Source organism: Teichococcus rhizosphaerae, from assembly GCF_002631185.1.
Taxonomy (GTDB): Bacteria; Pseudomonadota; Alphaproteobacteria; order Acetobacterales; family Acetobacteraceae; genus Pseudoroseomonas; species Pseudoroseomonas rhizosphaerae.
Window position 1 is genome coordinate 198,719 of record NZ_PDNU01000001.1, and the last position, 21,970, is coordinate 220,688.

At 71.8% G+C, this 21,970-nt stretch carries 21 protein-coding genes and 1 tRNA gene; 6 read left to right on the forward strand and 16 right to left on the reverse strand.

Annotated features, from left to right (window positions below):
* Positions 1-34: 34 nt before the first annotated feature.
* The 4 genes from CR162_RS00895 to CR162_RS23025 all read left to right on the forward strand — a co-directional run bounded on the left by CR162_RS00895 (position 35) and on the right by CR162_RS23025 (position 2,679).
* A complete protein-coding gene (locus tag CR162_RS00895; RefSeq protein ID WP_099093651.1) occupies positions 35-664 on the forward strand; it encodes a glutathione S-transferase family protein in 630 nt (209 codons plus the stop codon).
* A 133-nt stretch (positions 665-797) separates the two neighbouring features.
* Positions 798-890: transfer RNA gene (locus tag CR162_RS00900), tRNA-Ser, on the forward strand.
* A 241-nt stretch (positions 891-1,131) separates the two neighbouring features.
* Entirely contained in the window at positions 1,132-2,319 is a 1,188-nt protein-coding gene (gene nhaA / locus CR162_RS00905; protein ID WP_099093652.1) for a Na+/H+ antiporter NhaA, read from the forward strand.
* A gap of 231 nt (positions 2,320-2,550) precedes the next feature.
* On the forward strand, positions 2,551-2,679 hold the full coding sequence (locus CR162_RS23025; RefSeq protein ID WP_281254936.1) for a hypothetical protein: 129 nt from the start codon (positions 2,551-2,553) through the stop codon (positions 2,677-2,679).
* Positions 2,680-2,768: 89 nt separating this feature from the next.
* Here CR162_RS23025 and CR162_RS00915 read toward each other — a convergent pair whose 3' ends face one another.
* The 7 genes from CR162_RS00915 to CR162_RS00945 all read right to left on the reverse strand — a co-directional run bounded on the left by CR162_RS00915 (position 2,769) and on the right by CR162_RS00945 (position 10,446).
* Positions 2,769-3,974, reverse strand: coding sequence for a molybdopterin molybdotransferase MoeA (locus tag CR162_RS00915; protein ID WP_099093654.1), 1,206 nt, complete (start codon positions 3,972-3,974; stop codon positions 2,769-2,771).
* Positions 3,971-4,462, reverse strand: coding sequence for a cyclic pyranopterin monophosphate synthase MoaC (gene moaC, locus CR162_RS00920; protein ID WP_099093655.1), 492 nt, complete (start codon positions 4,460-4,462; stop codon positions 3,971-3,973). The genes CR162_RS00915 and moaC overlap by 4 nt, the downstream gene beginning before the upstream one ends.
* Positions 4,459-5,268, reverse strand: a complete 810-nt coding sequence (trpC, locus tag CR162_RS00925; protein ID WP_099093656.1) for an indole-3-glycerol phosphate synthase TrpC — start codon at positions 5,266-5,268, stop codon at positions 4,459-4,461. Before trpC ends, moaC begins: the two co-directional genes overlap by 4 nt.
* Positions 5,269-5,357: 89 nt before the next feature.
* A complete protein-coding gene (gene trpD / locus CR162_RS00930; RefSeq protein ID WP_099093657.1) occupies positions 5,358-6,392 on the reverse strand; it encodes an anthranilate phosphoribosyltransferase in 1,035 nt (344 codons plus the stop codon).
* Positions 6,389-6,994 (reverse strand): anthranilate synthase component II, encoded by a 606-nt coding sequence (locus tag CR162_RS00935; RefSeq protein WP_099093658.1) that lies wholly within the window; start codon positions 6,992-6,994, stop codon positions 6,389-6,391. Before CR162_RS00935 ends, trpD begins: the two co-directional genes overlap by 4 nt.
* Positions 6,995-7,033: 39 nt before the next feature.
* Positions 7,034-8,554 carry an anthranilate synthase component I gene (gene trpE / locus CR162_RS00940; protein WP_099093659.1) on the reverse strand — a complete coding sequence of 507 codons (1,521 nt, stop codon included), beginning with the start codon at positions 8,552-8,554 and terminating at the stop codon, positions 7,034-7,036.
* The gene (locus CR162_RS00945; protein ID WP_099093660.1) at positions 8,551-10,446 is read right to left on the reverse strand and encodes a peptidylprolyl isomerase; all 1,896 of its coding nucleotides are present in this window, start codon (positions 10,444-10,446) and stop codon (positions 8,551-8,553) included. The genes trpE and CR162_RS00945 overlap by 4 nt, the downstream gene beginning before the upstream one ends.
* 160 nt (positions 10,447-10,606) lie before the next feature.
* Between CR162_RS00945 and tpiA the strand changes: the two genes are divergently transcribed.
* Positions 10,607-11,341: a triose-phosphate isomerase gene (tpiA, locus tag CR162_RS00950; protein WP_176559668.1), complete on the forward strand. Its 735-nt coding sequence runs from the start codon at positions 10,607-10,609 to the stop codon at positions 11,339-11,341.
* 103 nt (positions 11,342-11,444) lie between these two features.
* Positions 11,445-12,839, forward strand: coding sequence for a dipeptidase (locus tag CR162_RS00955; protein ID WP_099093719.1), 1,395 nt, complete (start codon positions 11,445-11,447; stop codon positions 12,837-12,839).
* A gap of 48 nt (positions 12,840-12,887) precedes the next feature.
* Here CR162_RS00955 and CR162_RS00960 read toward each other — a convergent pair whose 3' ends face one another.
* The 9 genes from CR162_RS00960 to pdhA form a co-directional block, all read right to left on the reverse strand.
* Positions 12,888-13,952: a threonine aldolase family protein gene (locus tag CR162_RS00960; protein ID WP_099093662.1), complete on the reverse strand. Its 1,065-nt coding sequence runs from the start codon at positions 13,950-13,952 to the stop codon at positions 12,888-12,890.
* Positions 13,953-13,989: 37 nt separating this feature from the next.
* Positions 13,990-14,169, reverse strand: coding sequence for a hypothetical protein (locus CR162_RS00965; protein ID WP_141563051.1), 180 nt, complete (start codon positions 14,167-14,169; stop codon positions 13,990-13,992).
* A 91-nt stretch (positions 14,170-14,260) separates the two neighbouring features.
* Complete coding sequence (locus tag CR162_RS00970; protein WP_099093664.1) at positions 14,261-14,746, reverse strand: type II toxin-antitoxin system RatA family toxin; 486 nt, start codon at positions 14,744-14,746, stop codon at positions 14,261-14,263.
* The gene (lipA, locus tag CR162_RS00975; RefSeq protein ID WP_099093665.1) at positions 14,746-15,792 is read right to left on the reverse strand and encodes a lipoyl synthase; all 1,047 of its coding nucleotides are present in this window, start codon (positions 15,790-15,792) and stop codon (positions 14,746-14,748) included. Before lipA ends, CR162_RS00970 begins: the two co-directional genes overlap by 1 nt.
* Before the next feature lie 113 nt (positions 15,793-15,905).
* Positions 15,906-17,303 carry a dihydrolipoyl dehydrogenase gene (lpdA, locus tag CR162_RS00980; protein WP_099093666.1) on the reverse strand — a complete coding sequence of 466 codons (1,398 nt, stop codon included), beginning with the start codon at positions 17,301-17,303 and terminating at the stop codon, positions 15,906-15,908.
* Between the two features lie 28 nt (positions 17,304-17,331).
* Positions 17,332-17,814, reverse strand: coding sequence for a GNAT family N-acetyltransferase (locus tag CR162_RS00985; protein ID WP_245870051.1), 483 nt, complete (start codon positions 17,812-17,814; stop codon positions 17,332-17,334).
* Positions 17,811-19,184 (reverse strand): pyruvate dehydrogenase complex dihydrolipoamide acetyltransferase, encoded by a 1,374-nt coding sequence (locus CR162_RS00990; protein WP_099093667.1) that lies wholly within the window; start codon positions 19,182-19,184, stop codon positions 17,811-17,813. Before CR162_RS00990 ends, CR162_RS00985 begins: the two co-directional genes overlap by 4 nt.
* 14 nt (positions 19,185-19,198) lie before the next feature.
* Positions 19,199-20,620 (reverse strand): pyruvate dehydrogenase complex E1 component subunit beta, encoded by a 1,422-nt coding sequence (locus tag CR162_RS00995; protein WP_099093668.1) that lies wholly within the window; start codon positions 20,618-20,620, stop codon positions 19,199-19,201.
* A gap of 2 nt (positions 20,621-20,622) precedes the next feature.
* On the reverse strand, positions 20,623-21,660 hold the full coding sequence (pdhA, locus tag CR162_RS01000; RefSeq protein ID WP_281254937.1) for a pyruvate dehydrogenase (acetyl-transferring) E1 component subunit alpha: 1,038 nt from the start codon (positions 21,658-21,660) through the stop codon (positions 20,623-20,625).
* Between the last annotated feature and the right edge of the window lie 310 nt (positions 21,661-21,970).

Below are 21,970 nucleotides of genomic sequence, written 5' to 3' on the forward strand. Positions count from 1 at the left end.
CGGAAACACCGAGGCCGGGAGGGCCCGCCGAGACATGATCACCCTCTACACATGGAACACCCCCAACGGGCGCAAGATCAGCGTCGCGCTGGAGGAGATGGGGCTGCCCTACACCGTCAAGGTGGTGGACATCACCAAGGGCGAGCAATTCGACCCCGAGTTCCTGAAGTTCTCCCCCAACAACCGCATCCCCGCCATCATCGACGATGAGGGGCCGGACGGGCAGCCGATCACCGTCTTCGAATCGGGCGCCATTCTGCTCTACCTCGCCGAGAAGACCGGCCGCTTCCTGCCCGCCGACCCGCGGGGCCGGGTGCAGGTGTGGGAATGGCTGATGTGGCAGATGGGCGGCTTCGGCCCCATGCCCGGCCAGGTCCACCATTTCCTGACCCGCCCCGAGGGCCCGGCGCGCGACTACGGCCTGGAGCGGTACCGCAACGAGACGCGCCGGCTCTACGGCGTGCTGGACCGCCGCCTCGCGGGCCGCGACTTCGTGGCCACCGAGGGGGAGCCCAGCATCGCCGACTTCGCCATCCTCGGCTGGGCGTGGCGGCATGAGCGGCACCTGGGCAGCCTCGAGGAGTTCCCTGCCGTGGCGGCCTGGTATGCCCGCATGATGGCGCGGCCCGCGGTGGCGAAGGGCTTCTCCGTCCATCTCGGCTGAGACGGTGGGCTGGGGAGGGTGGCGGGCACCTATCCCCAGCTTTTTCACGCTGAGGCGAGAGTGGCCGTTTGACGCGGCCCGCCCGGACCGCTAGAAGCGGCCTCGCATACGCCGTGCAACTTCAACACCCTGCGGAGGGGTGGCCGAGTGGCCGAAGGCGGCGGTTTGCTAAACCGTTAGACGGGGATAACCCGTCTCGTGGGTTCGAATCCCATCCCCTCCGCCACCCTTCCCCGATTCCTCATCCGCCTCGTCTGGTCCGCACAACCCCGTCCCGCGCCTCCGGGGCCAGGAGCCGGCTTCCCGTGCCATCGTGGCAGCCCCGCGGAAAAGTCCGGGCGGAGAGGCGGTTGCGGCGGGCTTTTTCCGGTGCCATAGAAATCTCGGGTGTTCGCATCGGACAAGGGCGGGCAGGGATCAGCGCTGGTCGGGCCGCCAGCGTGCTTGCCTGTGTCCGGAGTACGCCCATGGCAGCGCCTTCCCATGCCCGGCCGAGTGCCCTTCGCCGCTTCCTCGAAAGTCAGGCTTCCGCCGGGCTGGTGCTGATGGGGGCGGCCGCCCTCGCGCTGGTCATCGCCAACTCGCCCCTCGGCCCGGGCTATGAGGCCCTGCTGCACACCTATGTCGGGCCGCTCTCCATCGGCCACTGGATCAATGACGGCCTGATGGCCGTGTTCTTCCTGCTCGTCGGCCTCGAGATCAAGCGCGAGGCGCTGGACGGGCAGCTCTCCACCTGGCCGCGCCGCATCCTGCCGGGCGTCGCCGCCGCCGGCGGCATGATCGTGCCCGCTATGGTGTATCTGGCGTTCAATCCCGGGCCGACGGCGCATGGCTGGGCCATCCCGGCCGCGACCGACATCGCCTTCGCGCTGGGCGTCATCTCGCTGCTGGGGCGGCGTGTTCCCGCCTCGCTTCGGGTCTTCCTGACGGCGCTGGCCATCATCGACGACCTCGGCGCCGTCATCATCATCGCCCTGTTCTACACCGCCCAGCTGTCGCTGCCCGACCTGGCCGGCGCCGCCGTGGTGGTCGGTGCCCTGATCGGCCTGAACCGCCTCGGCGTGCAGCGCCTGCGGCCCTATCTCCTTCTCGGTCTCGTGCTCTGGGTGCTGGTGCTGCGCTCGGGCGTCCATGCCACGCTGGCCGGGGTGATCCTCGCCTTCACCATTCCCCTGCAGACCACCCATGCGAAGCCGGACGCCGATCACAGCGGCCCCCTGCACCGGCTGGAGCATGCGCTCTACATCCCGGTCGGCTTCCTCATCGTGCCGATCTTCGGCCTGGCCAATGCCGGCGTGCCGTTCCTCGGCATGCCGGCGGAGGCGCTGGCGGCACCTGTCACGCTGGGCGTCGGGCTGGGCCTGCTGGTCGGCAAGGTGGTGGGCGTGTTCGGCTTCGCCATGCTGGTCATCCGCCTCGACCTCGCCGACATGCCGGCCTATGCGGGGCGGCTCCAGATGCTGGGGACGGCGCTGCTCTGCGGCATCGGCTTCACCATGAGCCTCTTCATCACCCTGCTCGCCTTCCCTGGCGACCCGTCCCTGCAGGCGGAGGCGAAGATCGGCATCCTGGCCGGCTCCCTCGTTTCCGGATTGCTGGGCTACACCCTGCTGCGCATCGCCCCGCAGGACTGGCCGGGCACGCCCTCCCGCTAGTCGGGAGGCTTCCTGGCGGCCCATGCGCCCCGCCCGGCTCTCGCCGGAGCTGGCGCATGGGTCCCGGCCCCTATCGCGCCCACCGCGCGGCTTCGCAACGAATTTAACAGGCCAGCCCCGGCCGCCGGCCTAGCATGGCCGGACACATCCGGCAGGGGCCCCATGCCACGACTCCGCTGCGTCCTTCTCCTGCTCCTGCTTGGCGGCTGCGCCACCTCCGGGGAGCTTGAAATGACGGAGGAGCCTTCCCGCGACGACGTCATGCTGGGCGGAGAGCCGGCGCCCTGGCGGTACCGCGCCTATCGCGGGAACGACGACGCGCAGCTCCTGCCTTATTTCCGGTACAGCCGGCCCTTCTAGGGCATTCTCCGTCCGCCGCGGGCATCCGAGGCGGCTTCCATCCACCCGGCTTCACGGAAGCCGCCCTGGCACAAGAGGCTCAGGCCGCTTCAGATCCCGAGATCGGCGAGATGAACCACCGGCACGGTGGCGCCGGCCTGCAGGGCAGGGGCGTGGGGCGGGCGTTGCAGCAGCGCGTCCGCGCCGGCCAGGACGCGCAGCATGGCGCTGTCCTGCCGCGTGGCGGGCACCACCACGCTGCGGCCCTCGGCATCGGTTTCCAGCCGGGCGCGCATGTATTCCTCGCGCCGGTCGTTCTCCGGCAGGTCGGCGCCGAGCCGCGCCATGCGCAGCGGCAGCGGCGCCGCCGGCAGGCCGGACAGCTTCATCAGCGCCGGCCACAGGAACAGCACGCCGCAAACCAGCGCCGAGACCGGGTTGCCCGGCAGGCCTAGCACCGGCGTCCCGTCGAGGCGGCCCCAGATCAGCGGCTTGCCCGGCCGCATGGCGATCTTCCAGAAATCCAGCGTGAAGCCGTGCGGCGCCAGGGCGGATTGCACCAGGTCGTGCTCGCCCACGCTGGCGCCGCCCGTGGTCACCAGCATCTCGCAGCGCCGCGCGGCCTCGGCGGCGGCGCCGATGGCCTCGTGGTTGTCGCCGGCGATGGGCAGCACCACCGGCACGCCGCCCGCCGCCCGCACCAGCGCCGCCAGCATGTGCGCGTTGGAGGAGACGATGCCGCCCGCCGGCAGCGGCTCGCCCGGCAGCACGATCTCGTCGCCCGTGGCGAGGATGGCGATGCGCGGCGCGCGGTGCACCGGGAGCCAGGCATGGTTGCCGGCGGCGGCGAGGCCGATGTCGCGCGCGGAAAGGCGGCGCCCCGCCTCCACCAGCGTGTCGCCCGCGCGGAAATCCATGCCGGCGCGGCGGATCCAGCGGTCGGGCCGCACCGTCTCGTTCACCCGCACGCCGTTCCCGCCGGCGGTCGCGTCCTCCTGTAGCAGGATGGCGTCCGCCCCCTCCGGCACCGGCGCGCCGGTGAAGATGCGCACCGCCTCGCCCGGTCCCACCTCGCCCCGGAAGGGGTGCCCCGCCGGCGCGGCGCCGGTCACGGCCAGCGTCGCCCCCTCCACCGCATCCGCCGCGCGCACCGCGTAGCCGTCCATGGCCGAGACATCGGCGGGCGGCTGGGTCAGGCGTGCCGTGACGGGGCGTGCCAGCACCCGGTTCCAGCCCTCGGCCAGCGGCACCGTCTCGGCGCCGCAGGGCGCGAGGCTGTCCAGGATGCGGCCACGCGCCTCCTCGACGGAGATCATCGGGGCGCTTCCCAGAGGCCGGACTTGCCGCCTTCCTTGCGGACCAGGTGGATGTTCTCGATGCGCATGCCGCGGTCGATCGCCTTGCACATGTCATAGACCGTCAGCGCGGCCACCGAGACGGCGGTGAGCGCCTCCATCTCCACGCCCGTGGGGCCGGTGGTTTTGACTCGCGCCTCGATCTCCACCGCGTCCGTTCCTGAGGGGACGAGGTCGAGCTTGACGGAGGACAGGGCGAGGGGGTGGCAGAGCGGGATCAGCTCGGCGGTGCGCTTGGCGGCCATGATGCCGGCGATGCGCGCCACCCCCAGCACGTCCCCCTTGCCGATGCCGCCCGCGCGGATCGTCTCCAGCGTGGCGGGCGCCATCGCCACCCGCCCGCGCGCGACGGCGAGGCGGGCGGTGTCCGGCTTGTCCGAGACGTCCACCATCACCGCCCGGCCCTCGGCGTCGAAATGCGTCAGGCCGCCTGTCCGCTCGCCGCTCATCCGGCCTGCACCATGGCGCGCGCCGCCTCGGTCACGTCCGGCTGGCGCAGCAGGTGCTCGCCCACCAGGATGCAGCGGGCCCCCACGGCGGCCATGCGGCGGACATCCTCGGGCGTGCGCAGCCCGCTCTCGGCCACGGGGATGCGGTCGGCCGGGATCTGCGGCACCAGCGCCTCGGCGGTGGCGAGGTCGGTCTGCAGCGTGCGCAGGTTGCGGTTGTTCACCCCGATCAGCCGGGTGTGCAGGCCCAGCGCCCGGTCCAGCTCGCGCTGGTCGTGCACCTCGGCCAGCACGGACATGTCGAGGCCGCGCGCCACCTCCTCCAGCTCCCGCGCCTGCGCGTCGGACAGCGCGGCCAGGATCAGCAGGATGCAGTCGGCGCCCATCGCCCGCGCCTCGAACACCTGGTAGGGGTCGATCATGAAGTCCTTGCGCAGCACCGGCAGGGCGCAGGAGCTGCGGGCGGTGACGAGGTCGGCCGGGCTGCCCTGGAACCAGGGCGCGTCGGTCAGCACGGACAGGCAGGCGGCGCCGGCCGCCTCATAGGCCTGGGCGAGCCCCGCGGGGTCGAACGGGTCGCGGATCAGCCCGCCCGAGGGCGAGGCCTTCTTGATCTCGGCGATCAGCCCGATGCGGCCCTCGGCCACGGCGTCGCAGAGCGCCCCCGTGAAGTCGCGCGGGCGGCCGACATCGCGGGCGCGCCTCTCCATCTCGCCGATGGGGGTGGCGGCGGCCCGCTCGCGCAGCTCGGCCTCCTTGTCGGCCAGGATGCGGAGAAGCGTGTCGGGCAGCGTGTCAGCGTTCATGGTCATCTCTTGCGCCCCGCCGCCCGGAAGGGGGAGGCGTACCGGGGCTCGGTGGGGAGGCGGGACGGTCGGGCGCGCGGCCGGGCCCTTCAGCCCGGCGGGGTCTCCGCGGCCGGAGCATGGGTGGCGCGCCGCAGCCGCTCCAGCGCCGCCAGCGCCGCGCCCTCGTCGATGGCGCGGGCGGCACGGGCGGCGGCGCCCCTCAGATCGTCCGTGTCACTGGCGACCACAAGGGCGGCGGCGGCGTTCAGCACCACGCAATCGCGATAGGGGCCATGCGCGCCCCGCAGCAGTTCCAGGAGGGCGGCGGCGTTCTCCGCCGGGTCGCCGCCCCGCAGCGCCTCGATCGGCGCGCCGGGCAGGCCGGCATCGGCGGGGGTGAGGGTGAACTCGCGGATGCGGCCGTCCCGCAGCTCCGCCACCTGGCTGGGGCCGGACAGCGCCAGCTCGTCCATGCCCTGGCCATGCACCAGCCAGGCGCGCTCGCTGCCGGTGCGGGCGAGCGTCTCGGCCATGGGGCGCAGCCACTGGGGCGCATAGGCGCCGGTCATCTGCCGCTTCACCCGCGCCGGGCTGGTCAGCGGCCCGAGCAGGTTGAAGATGGTGCGGGTGCCAAGCTCGACACGCGGGCCGGCGGCGTGGCGCAGCGCGGCGTGGTGGCGCGGCGCCATCAGGAACACCATGCCCGCTTCCCGCAGCACCGATTCCAGCGCCGGCAGCGGCACGTCGAGATTGATGCCGAGGGCCGAGAGCGCGTCGGACGCGCCGGACTTCGAGGACAGGGCGCGGTTGCCGTGCTTGGCCACCGGCACGCCGCAGCCGGCGACCACGAAGGCCGTGGCGGTGGAGATGTTCAGCGTGCCCATGCCGTCGCCGCCGGTGCCGACGATGTCGATGGCGCCCGCCGGCGCCTCGATGGCGTTCATGCGGGCGCGCATGGCGCGCACGGCGCCGGTCATCTCGGCCACCGTCTCGCCACGCACCCGCAGCGCCATCAGCATGGCGGCGATCTGCGCCGGCGTCGCCTCGCCCTCCATGATCAGGCCGAAGGCGTGCTCGGCCTCGCTTTCCGCCAGCGTCTCGCCATTGGCGAGGCGGGCCAGCACCGGCTTCAGCGTGTTCATGCGGCGGCCCGTTCCGGCGCCGGGAGGTTCACCCCCGCCATGGTCAGGAAGTTGCGCAGGATGTCGTGCCCATGCGCGCTGGCGATGCTCTCGGGGTGGAACTGCACGCCCCAGACGGGCAGGTCGCGATGCGCGAGGCCCATGATCAGCCCGTCCTCCGTCCAGGCCGTCACCTCCAGCTCGGGCGGCAGCCCCTCGCGCCGCACCACCAGCGAATGGTAGCGCGTGGCGGGGAAGGGGCTGGGCAGGCCGTGGAACAGGTCGGTGTCCCGGTGGTGCATTGGCCAGACCTTGCCGTGCACCGGCACGGGCGCGCGCTCGACGATGCCGCCGAAGGCATCGCCGATCGCCTGGTGGCCGAGGCACACCCCCATCAGCGGCACGCGCTTCGCGGCGGCGGCGCGGATCAGGGGGAGGCAGATGCCCGCCTCGCGCGGGGTGCAGGGGCCGGGCGAGAGCAGGATGGCCTGCGGCTCCAGCGCCAGCGCCTCCTCCGGCGTCAGCGCGTCGTTGCGCCGCACCTCCACCCGGGCGCCGAGGTCGCCCAGGAAGTGGTAGAGGTTGAAGGTGAAGCTGTCGTAGTTGTCGATCAACAGGATCATGGTGAGCGATCCTTCTCCCCCTGGGCGCCCCTGGTCAAGTTATCGCCGGCCGGCGGCGAAGCGGACGGCCTCCTCGGCGGCGCGGAACAGGCCGCGCGCCTTGGCCCGCGTTTCCTCGTATTCGGCCGCGGGGTCGGAATCGGCCACCACGCCGCAGCCGGCCTGGACATACATGGTGCCGTCCTTCACCAGCGCGGTGCGCAGCGCGATGCAGGTGTCCATGCCGCCATCGGCGCCGAAATAGCCGACGCCGCCGGCATAAAGGCCGCGCCGCGAGGGCTCCAGCTCCTCGATGATCTCCATGGCCCGCACCTTCGGCGCGCCCGAGAGCGTGCCGGCGGGGAAGCCGGCGGACAGCGCCTCCAGCGCGCCCACGCCCTCCCGCGCCCGGCCGCGCACCTCGCTGGCGATGTGCATCACCTGGCTGTAGCGCTCGATGTTGAAGCTCTGCGTCACGCGCACCGAGCCGATCTCGGCCACGCGGCCGACATCGTTGCGGCCGAGGTCGAGCAGCATCAGGTGCTCGGCGCGCTCCTTCTCGTCGGCCAGCAGCTCCTTTTCCAGCGCCAGGTCCTGCTCGGGCGTCGCGCCGCGCGGGCGGGTGCCGGCGAGCGGGCGCACCGTGACCTCGCCCTGGCGCAGCCGCACCAGGATCTCCGGGCTGGCGCCCACCGCCGCATAGCCGCCGAAGTCGAAGAAGAACAGGAAGGGCGCCGGGTTGATCCGCCGCAGCGCCCGGTAGAGGGCGAAGGGCGGCAGCGCGAAGGGCACGGAGAAGCGCTGGCTCGGCACCACCTGGAACACGTCGCCCGCGCGGATGTATTCCTTGGCCCGCTCCACGGCGGCGAGGAAGTCGGCGCGCGCGTAGTTGGAGGCGGGCTCCGGCAGGGCCGGCAGGTTGGCCGGCGGCGCCGGCCGGGGCAGGGGGCGGTCCAGCGCCGCCTCGGCCTCGTCCAGCCGCGCCAGGGCGGCATCCCAGGCCGCCTGCGGGTCGAGGCCGGGGAAGACGGGCGCGCAGAGGGTCAGCGTGTCCCGCACGTGATCGAACACCGCGATCAGGGTGGGGCGCATCATCACCGCCTCGGGGATGCCGAGCACGTCCGGCCGCAGCGCCGGCAGGCGCTCCATGTGCCGCACCATGTCGTAGCCGAGATAGCCGAACAGGCCGGCGGCGATGGGCGGCAGCCCGGCCGGCAGCGGCAGGCGCGCGGCCTCGATGGCGGCGGCGAGGCTTTCCATGGGCGGCGCCGCCTCCGCCGCGAAGGCGTGCGGGGCGGAGAGCGCGTGGCGGTTGATCTCTGCGCGGCCGTCGCGGCAGCGCCAGACGAGGTCCGGCGCCATGCCGATGGCGGAATAGCGCCCGCGCGCCGCGCCGCCCTCGACGCTCTCGAACAGGAAGGCGTTGGGCTGGCCCTGCACCAGCTTGAGATAGGCGCCGACCGGTGTGTCCAGGTCGGCCACCCGCTCGCGCCAGAGCACCTGCCCCTGGCCGGCGCCGAGGCCGGCGGCGAAGGCCTGGAAGTCGGGACCCTGGGTGAAGCCGGTGGAGGGAGCGTTCATCGGTTGGCGACCTGGCCCAGCATGTTCTCGTTGTAGGTGACCTCGCCGCGGGCGCGCAGCGCGTCCAGATACTGCGCCTCGAGATCGGCCAGCATGGCCTGCTCCACGGCGTCGCGCGTGCGGCCGAGGGCCAGCGGGTCGCTGTCCGGATCGAAGCGCAGCACCTCCAGCACCTGCGCCACCGCGAAGCCGTCGGCCGTCTCGGCCATGGTGGCGGCGTTCGGCGCGGCGGCGAAGAGCGGCTGCGCCAGCTCGGGCGGCAGGCCCTGCTGGGGCTGCGGCTGCCGGCCGAAGGGGCCGATGCGGCGGGAGGCGAGCCCCGCCTCGCGCGCCGCCTCGGCCAGCGGCTTGCCGCCCTGCACGGCGGCGAGCAGCCCGGCGGCGCGCTCCTCCACCGAGCGGCGGCGGGCATCGGCGGTCCAGGCTTCCAGCACCGGCTCGCGCACCGTCTCGAAGGGGCGCAGCGCGGCGGGCACCACCTCGCGCAGCTCGAAGGCGAAGAGGGCGGTCTGCCCCGCCTCGGCCAGGCGCGGCATCTGCCCCTGCTGCGCGGCGAAGACGGCGCGCAGCGCGATGTCCCGCGCCCCGCCATCCAGCGGCAGGGCCACGGGGCGGCCCTCGCGGTCGAGGCCCCGGGCATCCAGCGTCACCTCGGCCAGGGCGAGGCCGAAGCGCGGCGCGACCTCCGCCAGGCTGGCGCCGCCGGCCAGCGCGTCCTCCACCTCGTTGGCGCGCTCATAGGCGAGGTCGGCGGCGCGTTCCCGCTTCACCTCCGCCTCCACCTGGGCGCGCACCGCGTCGAAGCCGCGGCTCTCGCCCGGCGCGATGCCGGTGACGCGCAGCACATGCCAGCCGAAGGGGCTCTGCACCGGCGCGCTGACGCCACCCTCCGGCAGGGCGAAGGCGGCTTCCGCCAGCGCCTCCACCGGCAGGCCGGCGCGGTCCAGCGTGCCGAGCGGCAGGGCCTGCCCGCCAGCCTCCCGCGCCGCCGCCTCGATCGCGGCGAAGTCGGCGCCCTCGCGCCAGCGGGCGGCCAGGGCCTCGGCCTTCTCCCGGTCCTGCAGCAGGGCCTGCTCCAGGGTGCGGCGCTCCGGCGTCTCGAACTGGCTGCGGCGCGCCTCGAAGGCTGCGCGCAACTCCTCCTCGGTGGGTTGCACCTCGGCCGCCAGCGTCTCGGGCGACAGCACGGCGATCACGGCGTGGCGGTATTCGGGGGAGGAGAAGCGGTCCGGGTTGTTCTCGTGGTAGCGGCGGAGCTGCGCCTCCTCGGGCGCGGCCGGCTCCGGCGCGCCGGCCAGCGGCAGCAGCACCAGCTCCGCCACGCGCTGCTCGCGCTCCCAGGCCAGCAGCGGGCGGGTCAGCGCATCCGGCCCGGCGGCGCCGGCGCGCACGGCGCCGACCAGCTGCTGGCGCCGCAGGTCGTCGCGCAGCAGGTTGAGGAAGCCCGCTTCCGAGAGGCCGTTGTTGCGCAGGAAGCCGTCCAGCAGCGGCCGGCTGAAGCGGCCATCGGCGCCCTGGAAGGCGGGGATGGAGAACACATAGTCGCGCAGCGCCGCCTCCGGCGCGACGATGCCGAGGCGGTCCGCCTCCTGGCGCTGCACGCGCTCCATCACCAGCCCCTCCACCGCCTGGCGGGACAGGGCGGCGGCCATCTGCGGGGTGATGTCGAAGCTGCCGCCGAGCTGGCGCTGCACGCGCTGCATCTCGCGCCGCGCGGCCTCCTGCGCCTCGGGCAGCTCGATCGCTTCGCCCCCCACCCGGGCCACCGCCCGGTCGGTGCCGAAGTTCCGCACGATGTCCTCGATCCCCCAGATGGCGAAGGACAGGATGAGGAGGACGAAGAGGCCCTTGGCGAACCAGGTGCCGGCGAGGCGGCGCAGTGCAGTGAGCATCGTATTCCGCGGAAGGGGGTGAGGGCGGGGAAAGCGCGCGGACCATAGGGAAAAGGCGGGCGGTTGCCAAACGCCGGCACCGCCTGTAGCGCGGCGTGGCGACACTTTGTTCGCCACGAGACGGCCAGACAAACAAAAGGAGACGGGGATGACCCCAGGCGTGCGACCGCTGATCGCCGGAAACTGGAAGATGCACGGCACCCTGGCCGAGGCCACCGCCCTCGCCGCGGGCGTGGCCGCCGGGGCCGCCGGCAAGGCCGAGCTGCTGGTCTGCCCGCCCTTTCCGCATCTCGTGCCGGTGGGCGAGGCGCTCCGGGGCAAGGCCGTGGCGCTGGGCGCGCAGGACTGCCACGCCGCCGCCAAGGGCGCCCACACGGGCGACGTGGCGGCGCCGATGCTGAAGGACCTCGGCGCCGCCTATGTCATCCTCGGCCATTCCGAGCGCCGCGCTGACCATGGCGAGAGCGACGCGGCCGTGAAGGCCAAGGCCGGGGCGGCGCTGGCCGCGGGCCTCGTGCCGGTGGTGTGCGTGGGCGAGAGCGAGGCGCAGCGCGTCTCCGGCGAGGCCGAGGCGGTGGTGGCGGGGCAGCTCGCCGGCAGCCTGCCGGAGGGCTTCGCGGCCGCCGGCGGGGTGGTGGCGTATGAGCCGGTCTGGGCCATCGGCACCGGCCGCACCCCCACCGAGGCCGACATCGCCGCCATGCATGCCCGCATCCGCGCCGAGCTGGAAAAGGCCTTCGGGGAGGCGGGCAGGACGCTGCGCATCCTCTATGGCGGCTCGGTGAAGCCCGGCAACGCCAAGGGCATCCTGGCGCTGGCGCATGTGGACGGCGCGCTCGTCGGCGGCGCGAGCCTCAAGGCGGAGGACTTCCTGGGGATCGCGGCGGCGGTCTGACCTCAAGGTGAAGAAGGCCAGGGGAAGGAATTCCCCTGGACCCCATCTTTTTTCTGTCGGTTTGCCGATTGGCGGCGGCGCCGCGCGGCGCGAGACTGCGCCCATGTCACAGGACCAGACCGCGCGGGTGCTCGCCGCCCTCGATTCCGCCCGCACCGCCACCGAGGCCAGCCTGATCGACTGGCTGCGCATCCCGAGCGTCAGCGCCCAGCCCGCCCATGCCGCGGATTGCCGCCACGCCGCCGAATGGCTGGCGGGCGAGCTGGTGGCGCTCGGCTTCGAGGCCGGGCTGCGCGAAACGCCGGGCCACCCCGTCGTCATCGCCACCCATCCGGGCCCGTCCCCGGACGCGCCGCACATCCTGATCTACGGGCATTACGACGTGCAGCCGCCGGAGCCGCTGGCGCTGTGGGACAGCCCGCCCTTCGAGCCGCAGGTGGTGCCGGGGCCGCGCGGCCCGCGCCTCGTCGCGCGCGGGGCGGTGGACGACAAGGGGCAGGTGATGACCTGGCTCGCCGCGCTGCGGGCCTGGAACAAGGTGGCCGGCGGCCCGCCGGTGCGCGTGACGGTGCTGGTGGAGGGCGAGGAGGAGATCGGCAGCCCCAACCTCGAGGCCGTGCTGGCGGCGGACAAGGACATCCTCTCGGCCGACATGGTGCTGATCAGCGACACCAACATGTGGGACGCGGCGACGCCCTCGCTGACCGTCAGCCTGCGCGGGCTGGTCTATACCCAGATCGACCTGCGGCTGGGGGACCGCGACCTGCATTCCGGCCTGTTCGGCGGCTCGGCGGCCAATGTGCTGAACCTGCTGACGAAGATCCTGGGCGAGCTGAAGGATGCGGACGGCCGCGTCCAGATCCCCGGCTTCTACGACGGCGTGCAGGAGCCCACGGCCGAGCAGCGCGCCGCCTGGGAAGCGTTGGGCTTCGACGAGGCGGCCTTCCTCGGCGCGCAGGGGCTTTCCGTGCCGGGCGGCGAGCGCGGCCGCTCCGCGCCCGAACGGCTCTGGGCCCGCCCCACCGCCGACATCAACGGCATCTGGGGCGGCTACATGGGCGAGGGCTCCAAGACCGTCATCGCCTGCGAGGGCCATGCCAAGCTGTCCTGCCGCCTGGTGCCGGGGCAGGACCCGCAGAAGGTGATCGAGGGCATCCGGGAGTTCGTGCGCTCCCGCCTGCCGGCGGACGCGCAGTTCGAGTTGCAGGTCTTCGCCAGCGGTCCAGGGATCTCGATCCCGATGGATTCGCCCTTCGTGCAGGCGGCGCGGGCGGTGCTGGCGGAGGAGTTCGGCCGGCCGGCGGTGATGGCGGGCGGCGGCGGCTCGATCCCGGTGGTGTCCAGCTTCAAATCCATCCTGGGCCTGGACAGCCTGCTGATGGGCTTCGGCCTGGATGACGACCAGGTGCACAGCCCGAACGAGAAGTTCGAGCTTGCCTGCCTGCATGCCGGCGCCCGCAGCCATGCGCGGCTCCTGGGCCGGCTGGCGCAGCGTTAAGCTTCAGGAGGAGAGGGCACGGGGAGGCGCGGTGCCTCCCCATGCCGCTCAGGCGGCCAGGGCCTTGCGGGTGAGGGCGAGCGTCTCCTCGATCATCGGCGCCGTGATGCCGAGATGGGTGCAGGCGCGGATGCGCCCGCCCAGCATGGAAAGCTGGACGCCCTCCATCCGCAGGCGGCGCACCAGCGCGCCCGCTTCCAGCCCCGTGCCGGAGGGATCGAAGAAGACGAGGTTGGTGTCGGGCTCCTCGACCGTGATGCCCTCGATCTGCCGCAGGCCGCGGGCAAGGGCCCTGGCATTGGCATGGTCGTCGGCGAGGCGGTCCACATGGTGGTCCAGCGCGTGGATGCAGGCGGCGGCGCAGATGCCGGCCTGCCGCATGGAGCCGCCGAGGCGCTGCTTCCAGCGCCAGGCCTGGCCGATGAAGTCCGCCGGGCCCGCCAGCACGGCGCCAAGCGGCGCGCCCAGGCCCTTGGTGAAGTCCAGCCACACCGAGTCGAACCCGGCCACCATCTCGGCGGCGGGAATGCCGCTGGCCACCACCGCGTTCATCAGACGGGCGCCGTCCATGTGGGTGGCCCAGCCCTGCTCGCGCGCCACGGCCACCACCGCGTCCAGCTCCGCCTGCGGCCACACCGCGCCGCCGCCGATGTTGGCGGTCTGCTCCACCTCCAGCAGGCGCTGCGGCGGGCTGTAGCGGCCGCCGGGGCGGATGGCGGCACGCAGCGCCTCGGCGCTGAACATGCCGCGATCCCCCTTCAGCGGGTTGATCTGCACCCCGGCCAGCGCCGCGTGGGTGCCGCCCTCGCTGCTCAGGATGTGCGCCGTCTCATGCGCCAGAACCTCCTCGCCGGGGCGGCAATGGGTGAGGATGGCGATGACGTTGCACATGGTGCCGGAGGGCAGAAACATCGCCGCCTCCTTGCCCAGCAGCGCCGCCATGCGGTCGCACAGGGCATTCACCGTCGGGTCGTCGCCGAACTGCTCGTCGCCCAGCTCGGCCTGCATCATCGCCGCCTTCATGGCGGGGGTGGGGAGGGTCTGGGTGTCCGAATAGAGGTTGATGCGGACGGGCGGCGCCCCGGCGGGCGGGCGGGCGGGAGCATGCACCATGGAGCGGACCTTGTGGCTGTTGCGGAGGATCGGTGGTTCATGTCGCGGATCGCGGCGCGCGGGCGGCGCCGTCTGCCCGGAGCACCGGCAGGGCCGGCAGCGCGGCCGCCGCCCCCCGCGCCATGTCCGGCCAGCCCGTGAGCCAGCCGCGACCCTCATGCCGCCAGGCCAGCAGCCCGGTGGCGGCGCGGAGCGGGAGGGTGAGGATCTTCGGCATGGCACGCCCGAGCATGCCAGCGCATGCCGGCGCCGTCAGCCCCCCAACCCCCCGCCTCGGGCCGGGCAGCCAGGCTTCAGGCGACGGGTCTTCAGGCGGTAGGGCTTCCCGGCACGGGCTGGCCATCGGCGGCGCGGCCGCGGCCGTCGCGCCCATAGAGCGCCATGGCGCGGCGCTCGAAGGCACGCACCATCAGCCGCACCGCCTCATTGAACACGGTGCCGATGACGGCCTGCAACAGGCGGGACTTGAACTCGAAATCGACAAAGAAATCGACCTCGGTGCCGCCCTCGACCGGGGTGAACTTCCAGGTGTTGTTCAGGTAGCGGAAGGGGCCGTTCTCGTACTGCACCCGCACCGCGCTGGGCCGCTCCAGCGACACGCGGGAGCGGAAGGTTTCCCGGAACATCTTGAAGCCGATGGTCAGGTCGGCCAGCAGCTCCGTCTCGGTGTGGGAGACGACGCGCGCCCCCACGCACCAGGGAAGGAATTCCGGATAGCGGCGCACATCCGCCACCAGGTTGAACATCTGCTCGGGCGTATAGCGCAGGATGCGCTTCTCGGCATGGGTCGGCATCAGATGGCGGCGTCCGCGAGCTTCATGCCGGCCAGCCGCGCGTTGCGGGCGTCGCGCAGCGCCGCGAAATCCCGGTCGGCGTGGTAGGAGGAGCGGGTCAGCGGCGTGGCGGACACCAGCAGGAAGCCCTTGCTGCGCGCCATGCGGGCATAGTCCTCGAACTCGGCGGGCTCCACGAAGCGGTCCACCGCGGCGTGCTTGACGGTGGGCTGCAGGTACTGGCCGATGGTGAGGAAGTCGATATCGGCGCTGCGCATGTCGTCCATCACCTGCAGCACCTCGAGCCGCGTCTCGCCCAGCCCCACCATGACGCCGGACTTGGTGAAGATGGAGGGGTCCAGCTCCTTCACCCGGTCCAGCAGCCGCAGCGAGTGGAAGTAGCGGGCGCCGGGGCGGATGGTGGGGTAGAGCTTCGGCACCGTTTCCAGGTTGTGGTTGAACACGTCCGGCCGGGCCGCCACCACCACCTCCAGCGCGCCCTCCTTGCGCAGGAAGTCGGGCGTCAGGATCTCGATGGTGGTCTCGGGCGCCGCGGCGCGGATGGCGGCGATGGTGGCGGCGAAGTGCGCCGCGCCGCCATCGGCCAGGTCGTCGCGGTCCACGCTGGTGATCACCACGTGACGCAAGCCGAGCTTGGCCACCGCGTCGGCCACGCGGCGCGGCTCGTCGGCGTCCAGGTGCTTGGGCATGCCGGTGGTGATGTTGCAGAAGGCGCAGGCGCGGGTGCAGATCTCGCCCATGATCATCATGGTGGCGTGGCGCTGCGACCAGCACTCGCCGATATTGGGGCAGGCCGCCTCCTCGCACACCGTCACCAGCTTGTTGTCGCGCATCAGGTTGCGCGTTTCCTGGTAGATCGGGTGCGTCGGCGCCTTGACGCGGATCCAGTCCGGCTTGCGCTTGATCGGGTTGTCCGGCCGGTTCGCCTTTTCCGGGTGGCGCAGCGCGGCTGCCGGTCTGGGCGGCGGCGCGACGGGCTTCACGCCGCCATCGGCATTGGAAACCGCGCCGCCGGCCCGGTGGTCGATCAGAATACGGGTGGCCATTCGGGAACCCCGGCTGGATGGAGCGGGGCGGCCCCCGACCAGGCCGGGGGCCACCGCTTCCATGATCTATGATGGCTTGTTTTCCCCGCAAGCGCGGAGAAGTGCCGTTGCCCCTAGATGTGGATCACCCGGCCATAGGCATCAAGCACCGACTCATGCATGGCTTCCGAGACGGTGGGGTGGGGGAAGACGGTGTGCATCAGCTCCGCCTCGGTGGTCTCGAGCGTCCGCGCGATGGTGTAGCCCTGGATCATCTCGGTCACCTCCGGCCCCACCATGTGGGCGCCGAGCAGCGCGCCGGTCTTGGCGTCGAACACCGTCTTGACGAAGCCCTCCGGCTCGCCGAGCGCGATGGCCTTGCCGTTGCCGATGAAGGGGAAGCGCCCGACCCGCACCTCGTGCCCGGCCTCCTTGGCGCGGGCCTCCGTCAGCCCCACGGAGGCGACCTGCGGGCGGCAATAGGTGCAGCCGGGGATGTTGGAGACGTCCATGGCGTGCGGGTGCATCCCCGCCATGGCCTCCACCGCGATGATGCCCTCGTGGCTCGCCTTGTGCGCGAGCCAGGGCGCGCCGGTGAGGTCGCCGATGGCCCAGACGCCGGGCTCGCCGGTCTGGCCGTAGGGGTCGGTCACCACATGGGTGCGCTCGACCTTCACCCTGGTGCCCTCGAGGCCGATGTTCTCGACATTGCCGACGATGCCGACGGCCGAGATCAGCCGGTCCGCCTGGATCTCCTGCACCTTGTTGCCGGCCTCGACGACCACGGTGAGGCCGTCGCCCGACTTGCGCACGCCCTGCACGCGGGCACCGGTGAGGATCTTCATGCCCTGCTTGGCGAAGGATTTCTGGACGAAGGCGGACACCTCGGCATCCTCCACCGGCAGGATGCGGTCCATCACCTCGATCAGCGTGACCTCGGCGCCCATGTTCAGGAAGAAGGAGGCGAACTCGGAGCCGATGGCGCCCGAGCCGATCACCACCAGCTTCTTCGGCATGGTGTCCGGCACCAGGGCTTCCTTGTAGGACCAGATCAGCTTGCCGTCCGGCTCGATGCCGGGAATGACGCGGGCCCGCGCCCCGGTGGCGAGCAGGATGTTCCGGGCCTCAAGCTCCGCCGCCGGCTTGCCGTCCTTGCCCGTGACGGCGACCTTGCCGGGGCCGGCCAGCTTGCCGCTGCCGTCGAACACCGTGACCTTGTTCTTCTTCAGCAGCCCCTTCACGCCGGAGGAGAGCTGGCCCGAGACCTGCCGCGAGCGCTTCACCACCTTGGCGAAGTCGTAGCGCGGGTTGTCGGCCGCGAAGCCGTACTGGTCGAGGCTGTGCAGCAGGTGGTTGATCTCGGAGGCGCGCAGCAGCGCCTTGGTGGGGATGCAGCCCCAGTTGAGGCAGATGCCGCCCAGGTGCTCGCGCTCCACCAGCGCCACCTTCATCTTGAGCTGCGCGCCGCGAATGGCGGCGACATAGCCGCCCGGGCCGCCGCCCACCACCACCAGGTCGAACTGTTCGGCCATGTTTCTCCGGTCCCTTCGGGCGGGGCCTTCAGCCGGCGAGCGCCTTCAGCGCGTCGCCGGAGAGGCGTTGATCGGTCCATTCCTCGCGCCCGACCGCGCCGATCCGCCGGTAGAAGGCGATGGCGGGCTCGTTCCAGTCGAGCACGTTCCATTCCATCCAGGCATGGCCCTCGGCCACCGCCCGCCGCGCCAGGGCGCGGAAGAAGGCGAGGCCGATGCCGTGGCGCCGGTGCTCCGGCGCCACGAACACGTCCTCCACCCAGATGCCCGCGCGGCCGGCGAAGGTGCTGAAGGTCTCGTACCAGAGGCAGACGCCCACCGCCTCGCCGTCGATCTCGGCGATCAGCCCCTGGATGCGGCGGGTCGCCAGCGCGCCGTAATAGTCCTGCGCGCTGGCGACGACCTCGTGCTCCAGCTTCTCGTAGGCGGCGAGGCCGCGCACCATGGCGAGCACCGCCTCGGCGTCGCGCGGCCTCGCCTCGCGCAGCGTGAAGCCGGGGCTTCCGCTCACAGCATCAGGCTCAGCGGGTCCTCGACCACCTTCTTGAAGGCGGCCATCCACTCGGCGGCCAGTGCGCCATCCACCACGCGGTGATCGACCGAGAGGGTGCAGGTCATGACCGTGGCGATGGCGAGCGCTCCGTCCCGCACCACCGGCCGCTGCTGCCCGGCGCCGACGGCGAGGATGCCGCCCTGCGGCGGGTTGATGATGGCCGAGAAGCTGGTCACGCCATACATCCCCATGTTGGAGATGCTGAAGCTGCCGCCCTGGAACTCCTCCAGCTTGAGCTTGCCGGACTTGGCGCGGGCGGCGAGGTCCTTCATCTCGTTGCTGATGGCGGCGAGGCCCTTCTGGTCGGCCTTCCGGACGATCGGCGTGATCAGCCCGTCCGGGATAGACACGGCCACCGAGATGTCCACGTCGTGGTACTGGATGATCGCGTCGTCGGTCCAGGAGGCGTTGACGTTCGGGAACTGGCGCAGCACCCGCGCGGCGGCCTTGATGATCAGGTCGTTGACCGAGAGCTTGAAGGCGCCGGGGCCTTCCTTCGGCGCGCGGCCGTTGAGGTCCGCCCGCAGCTTCAGCAGCGCATCCAGCTCGATGTCCATCGAGACATAGAAGTGCGGCACCGTCGCCTTGCTCTCCGACAGGCGCTTGGCGATGACCTTGCGCATGGAGGAGTTCGGCACGGCGGTGTGCGGCGCCGTGATGGCGGGGGCAGGGGCAGGGGCCTTTGGGGTGGCGGCCACGGCGGGCGCGGCCTCGGCCTTGGGGGCGGCGGCTCCGGCGGCGGCGGGGGCCTGGCCCGGCTTGCCGGCGGCCGCCTCGATGTCGGCCTTCACGATGCGGCCGTTCGGGCCGGAACCCTGGATGCCGGCGAGATCGACCCCCGCCTGCTGCGCCATGCGGCGCGCGAGCGGCGAGGCGAAGACGCGGTCCTCCTGGCCGGACGCGGCCTGGGCGGGCTTCTCCGCCGGCGCGGCCTTCGGCCCAGGCGCGGCCTTCGGCTCGGGTGCGGCGGCCGGCTTGCCCTGCGGCGTGGCCTCCTGCTTCGCCTGCGCGGCGGAGGCGTCGTCGGGGCGGTTCGGCGCCACCTGCTCGGGTGCCTTGGCGCCGGCATCGGCCGGCACCTCCTCGCCCTCCTCGATCAGGATACCGATGGGGGCGTTCACCTTCACCCCCTCGGTCCCCTCCGGCACCAGGATCTTGCCGAGGATGCCCTCATCGACGGCCTCGAACTCCATGGTGGCCTTGTCGGTCTCGATCTCGGCGATCACGTCGCCGGCCTTGACCGCCTCGCCTTCCTTTTTCAGCCACCGCGCCAGGTTCCCCTCGGTCATGGTGGGGGAGAGGGCGGGCATCAGGATGTTGGTCGCCATGGTCCCGCTTCCCCTTACTTCCGATAGGTGACTTGCTTGGCGGCGTTGATCACGTGCTCGACCGTGGGCAATGCCAGCTTCTCCAGGTTCGCCGCATAGGGCATAGGCACGTCGAGGCCGGCGACCCGCACCGGCGGCGCGTCCAGGTGGTCGAAGGCGTGCTCGATCACCTGCATGGCCACCTCGCAGCCGATGCCGCTGAAAGCCCAGCCTTCCTCGACCGTGACGAGGCGGTTGGTCTTCTTCACGGAGGCCACGATGGTGTCGATGTCCAGCGGGCGGATCGAGCGGAGGTTGATGACCTCGGCCTCGATGCCCTGCTCGGCCAGCTTCTCGGCCGCCTGCATCGCCAGCCCGACCTCGATCGAATAGGCGACGATGGTGACGTCCTTGCCCTTCCGCTCGATCTTCGCCTTGCCGATCGGCAGGATGAAGTCCTCGTCCACCGGGCATTCGAAGGTCTGCCCGTAGAGGATCTCGTTCTCGAGGAACACCACCGGGTTCGGGTCGCGGATCGCGGCGCGGAGCAGGCCCTTGGCATCCGCCGCCGACCAGGGCGCCACGACCTTGAGGCCCGGGACATGCGCGTACCAGGAGGCGTAGTCCTGGCTGTGCTGCGCCGCCACCCGCGCCGCCGCGCCGTTCGGCCCGCGGAACACGATCGGGCAGCCGAGCTGGCCGCCGGACATGTACAGCGTCTTGGCGGCGCTGTTCACGATCTGGTCGATGGCCTGCATCGAGAAGTTGAAGGTCATGAACTCGACGATCGGCTTCAGCCCGGTGAAGGCCGCGCCCACCGCCATGCCGGTGAAGCCGTGCTCGGTGATCGGCATGTCGATCACGCGCTTCGGCCCGAACTCGTCGAGCAGGCCCTGGCTGATCTTGTAGGCGCCCTGGTACTGGGCGACCTCCTCTCCCATCAGGAACACCTTGTCGTCGCGCCGCATCTCGGCCGCCATGGCGTCGCGCAGCGCCTCGCGGACCGTGATCGGCCTGGTCTCGCCCCAGTCCTTCTCGCCCTCCTGCGCGGGGGCCTTGGGCTGCGCGTCCGTCTCGGGCCGCTGCTCGGTGCCCTTGGCGGCGACGGCGGCGTGGTCCTCGGCCTCCTTCGCCACCTCGGCGGTCTCGCCGCCGGCCTGGGTGGCGTTGGAGACGGGCTGCTGCGGGCCGGAGGCGGAGGTGCCGGCGCCGCCATCGCCCCCGTCGATCTCGGCGATGGGGGAGTTCACCGCGACATTCTCGGTGCCCTCGGGGACCAGGATCCTGGTCAGCTCGCCCTCATCGACCGCCTCCACCTCCATGGTGGCCTTGTCGGTCTCGATCTCGGCGATGATGTCGCCGGCGGCGACGGTGTCGCCTTCCTTCTTCAGCCACCGTGCCAGCTTCCCCTCCGTCATGGTGGGGGAAAGGGCGGGCATCAGGATCGTCGCACCCATGGTCAGCGGGCCTCCAGCAGCACGTCGGTCCACAGCTCGCTCTCGTCGGGCTCGGGCGAGGTCTGGGCGAATTCGGCGGAATCGGCGACGATGCGCTTCACCTCGTCGTCGATCGTCTTCAGCTCGGCTTCCGGCAGGCCGCCATCCAGCAGCTTCTTGCGGGCGGTCTCGATGCAGTCATGCTGCTCGCGCATCTTCTGCACCTCCTCCCGCGTGCGGTACTTCGCCGGATCGGACATGGAGTGGCCGCGGTAGCGGTAGGTCTTCATCTCCAGGATGTAGGGGCCGCGGCCCTCGCGGCAGTGCGCCACGGCGCGCTCGCCGGCGGCCTTCACCGCCTCCACGTCCATGCCGTCCACCTGCTCGCCGGGGATGCCCCAGGGGCTGCCATCCTTCGAGCGGTCCTTGGAGGCCGAGGCGCGGTCGGCGCTGGTGCCCATGCCGTACTTGTTGTTCTCGATGATGAACACGACCGGCAGCTTGAACAGGGCGGCGAGGTTGTAGCTCTCGAACACCTGGCCCTGGTTGGCCGCGCCGTCGCCGTAATAGGTCAGGCAGACATTGCCGTTGTCGCGGTACATGTTGGCGAAGGCGAGGCCGGCGCCGAGCGAGACCTGCGCGCCCACGATGCCATGGCCGCCATAGAAGCCCTTCTCGCGGCTGAACATGTGCATCGAGCCGCCCTTGCCCTTGGAGTAGCCTCCAGAGCGCCCGGTCAGCTCCGCCATCACGCCGCGCGCCTCCATGCCGGTGGCCAGCATGTGGCCATGGTCGCGGTAGGAGGTGATGACCTGGTCACCGGGCTGCAGGCACATCTGCATGCCCACCACCACCGCCTCCTGGCCGATATAGAGGTGGCAGAAGCCGCCGATGAGCCCCATGCCGTAGAGCTGGCCGGCCTTCTCCTCGAAGCGCCGGATCAGCAGCATGTCGCGATAGGCCTGGAGCAGCTGCTCCCGGGAAAGCCCGTCCCGCCCCGTGGGAGGGGACTTTGCCTTGCCGCGACGCTTGGTGGTGCCCGCTTCGGCGCCTTGGACCATCCGGCTGCTCCATTCTGCCCGCCACCGCTCGGAATTGGCGGAGACGCAAGGCCGAGATACGTGGCGAATGGTCCGACTGCAAGCGCCAGGCGATAGCCAAGCCCTTGATGCTGCGGTGCAATATATCGATTAACCTAAATTCGGTTAAACGTCATCTCGTTTCACAGGCGGCGCAATGCCGCTGCGGCAGGACCAGGGCCTCCGACAGAAGGTTGCGCCCGATAACCCCCTGAAGAAAGTAACGGAAAGCACTTCTCCGGTTTCACGACACCCCGCTACGCCGGCGGCATGCTTCCGCTTTCAGGGGGGG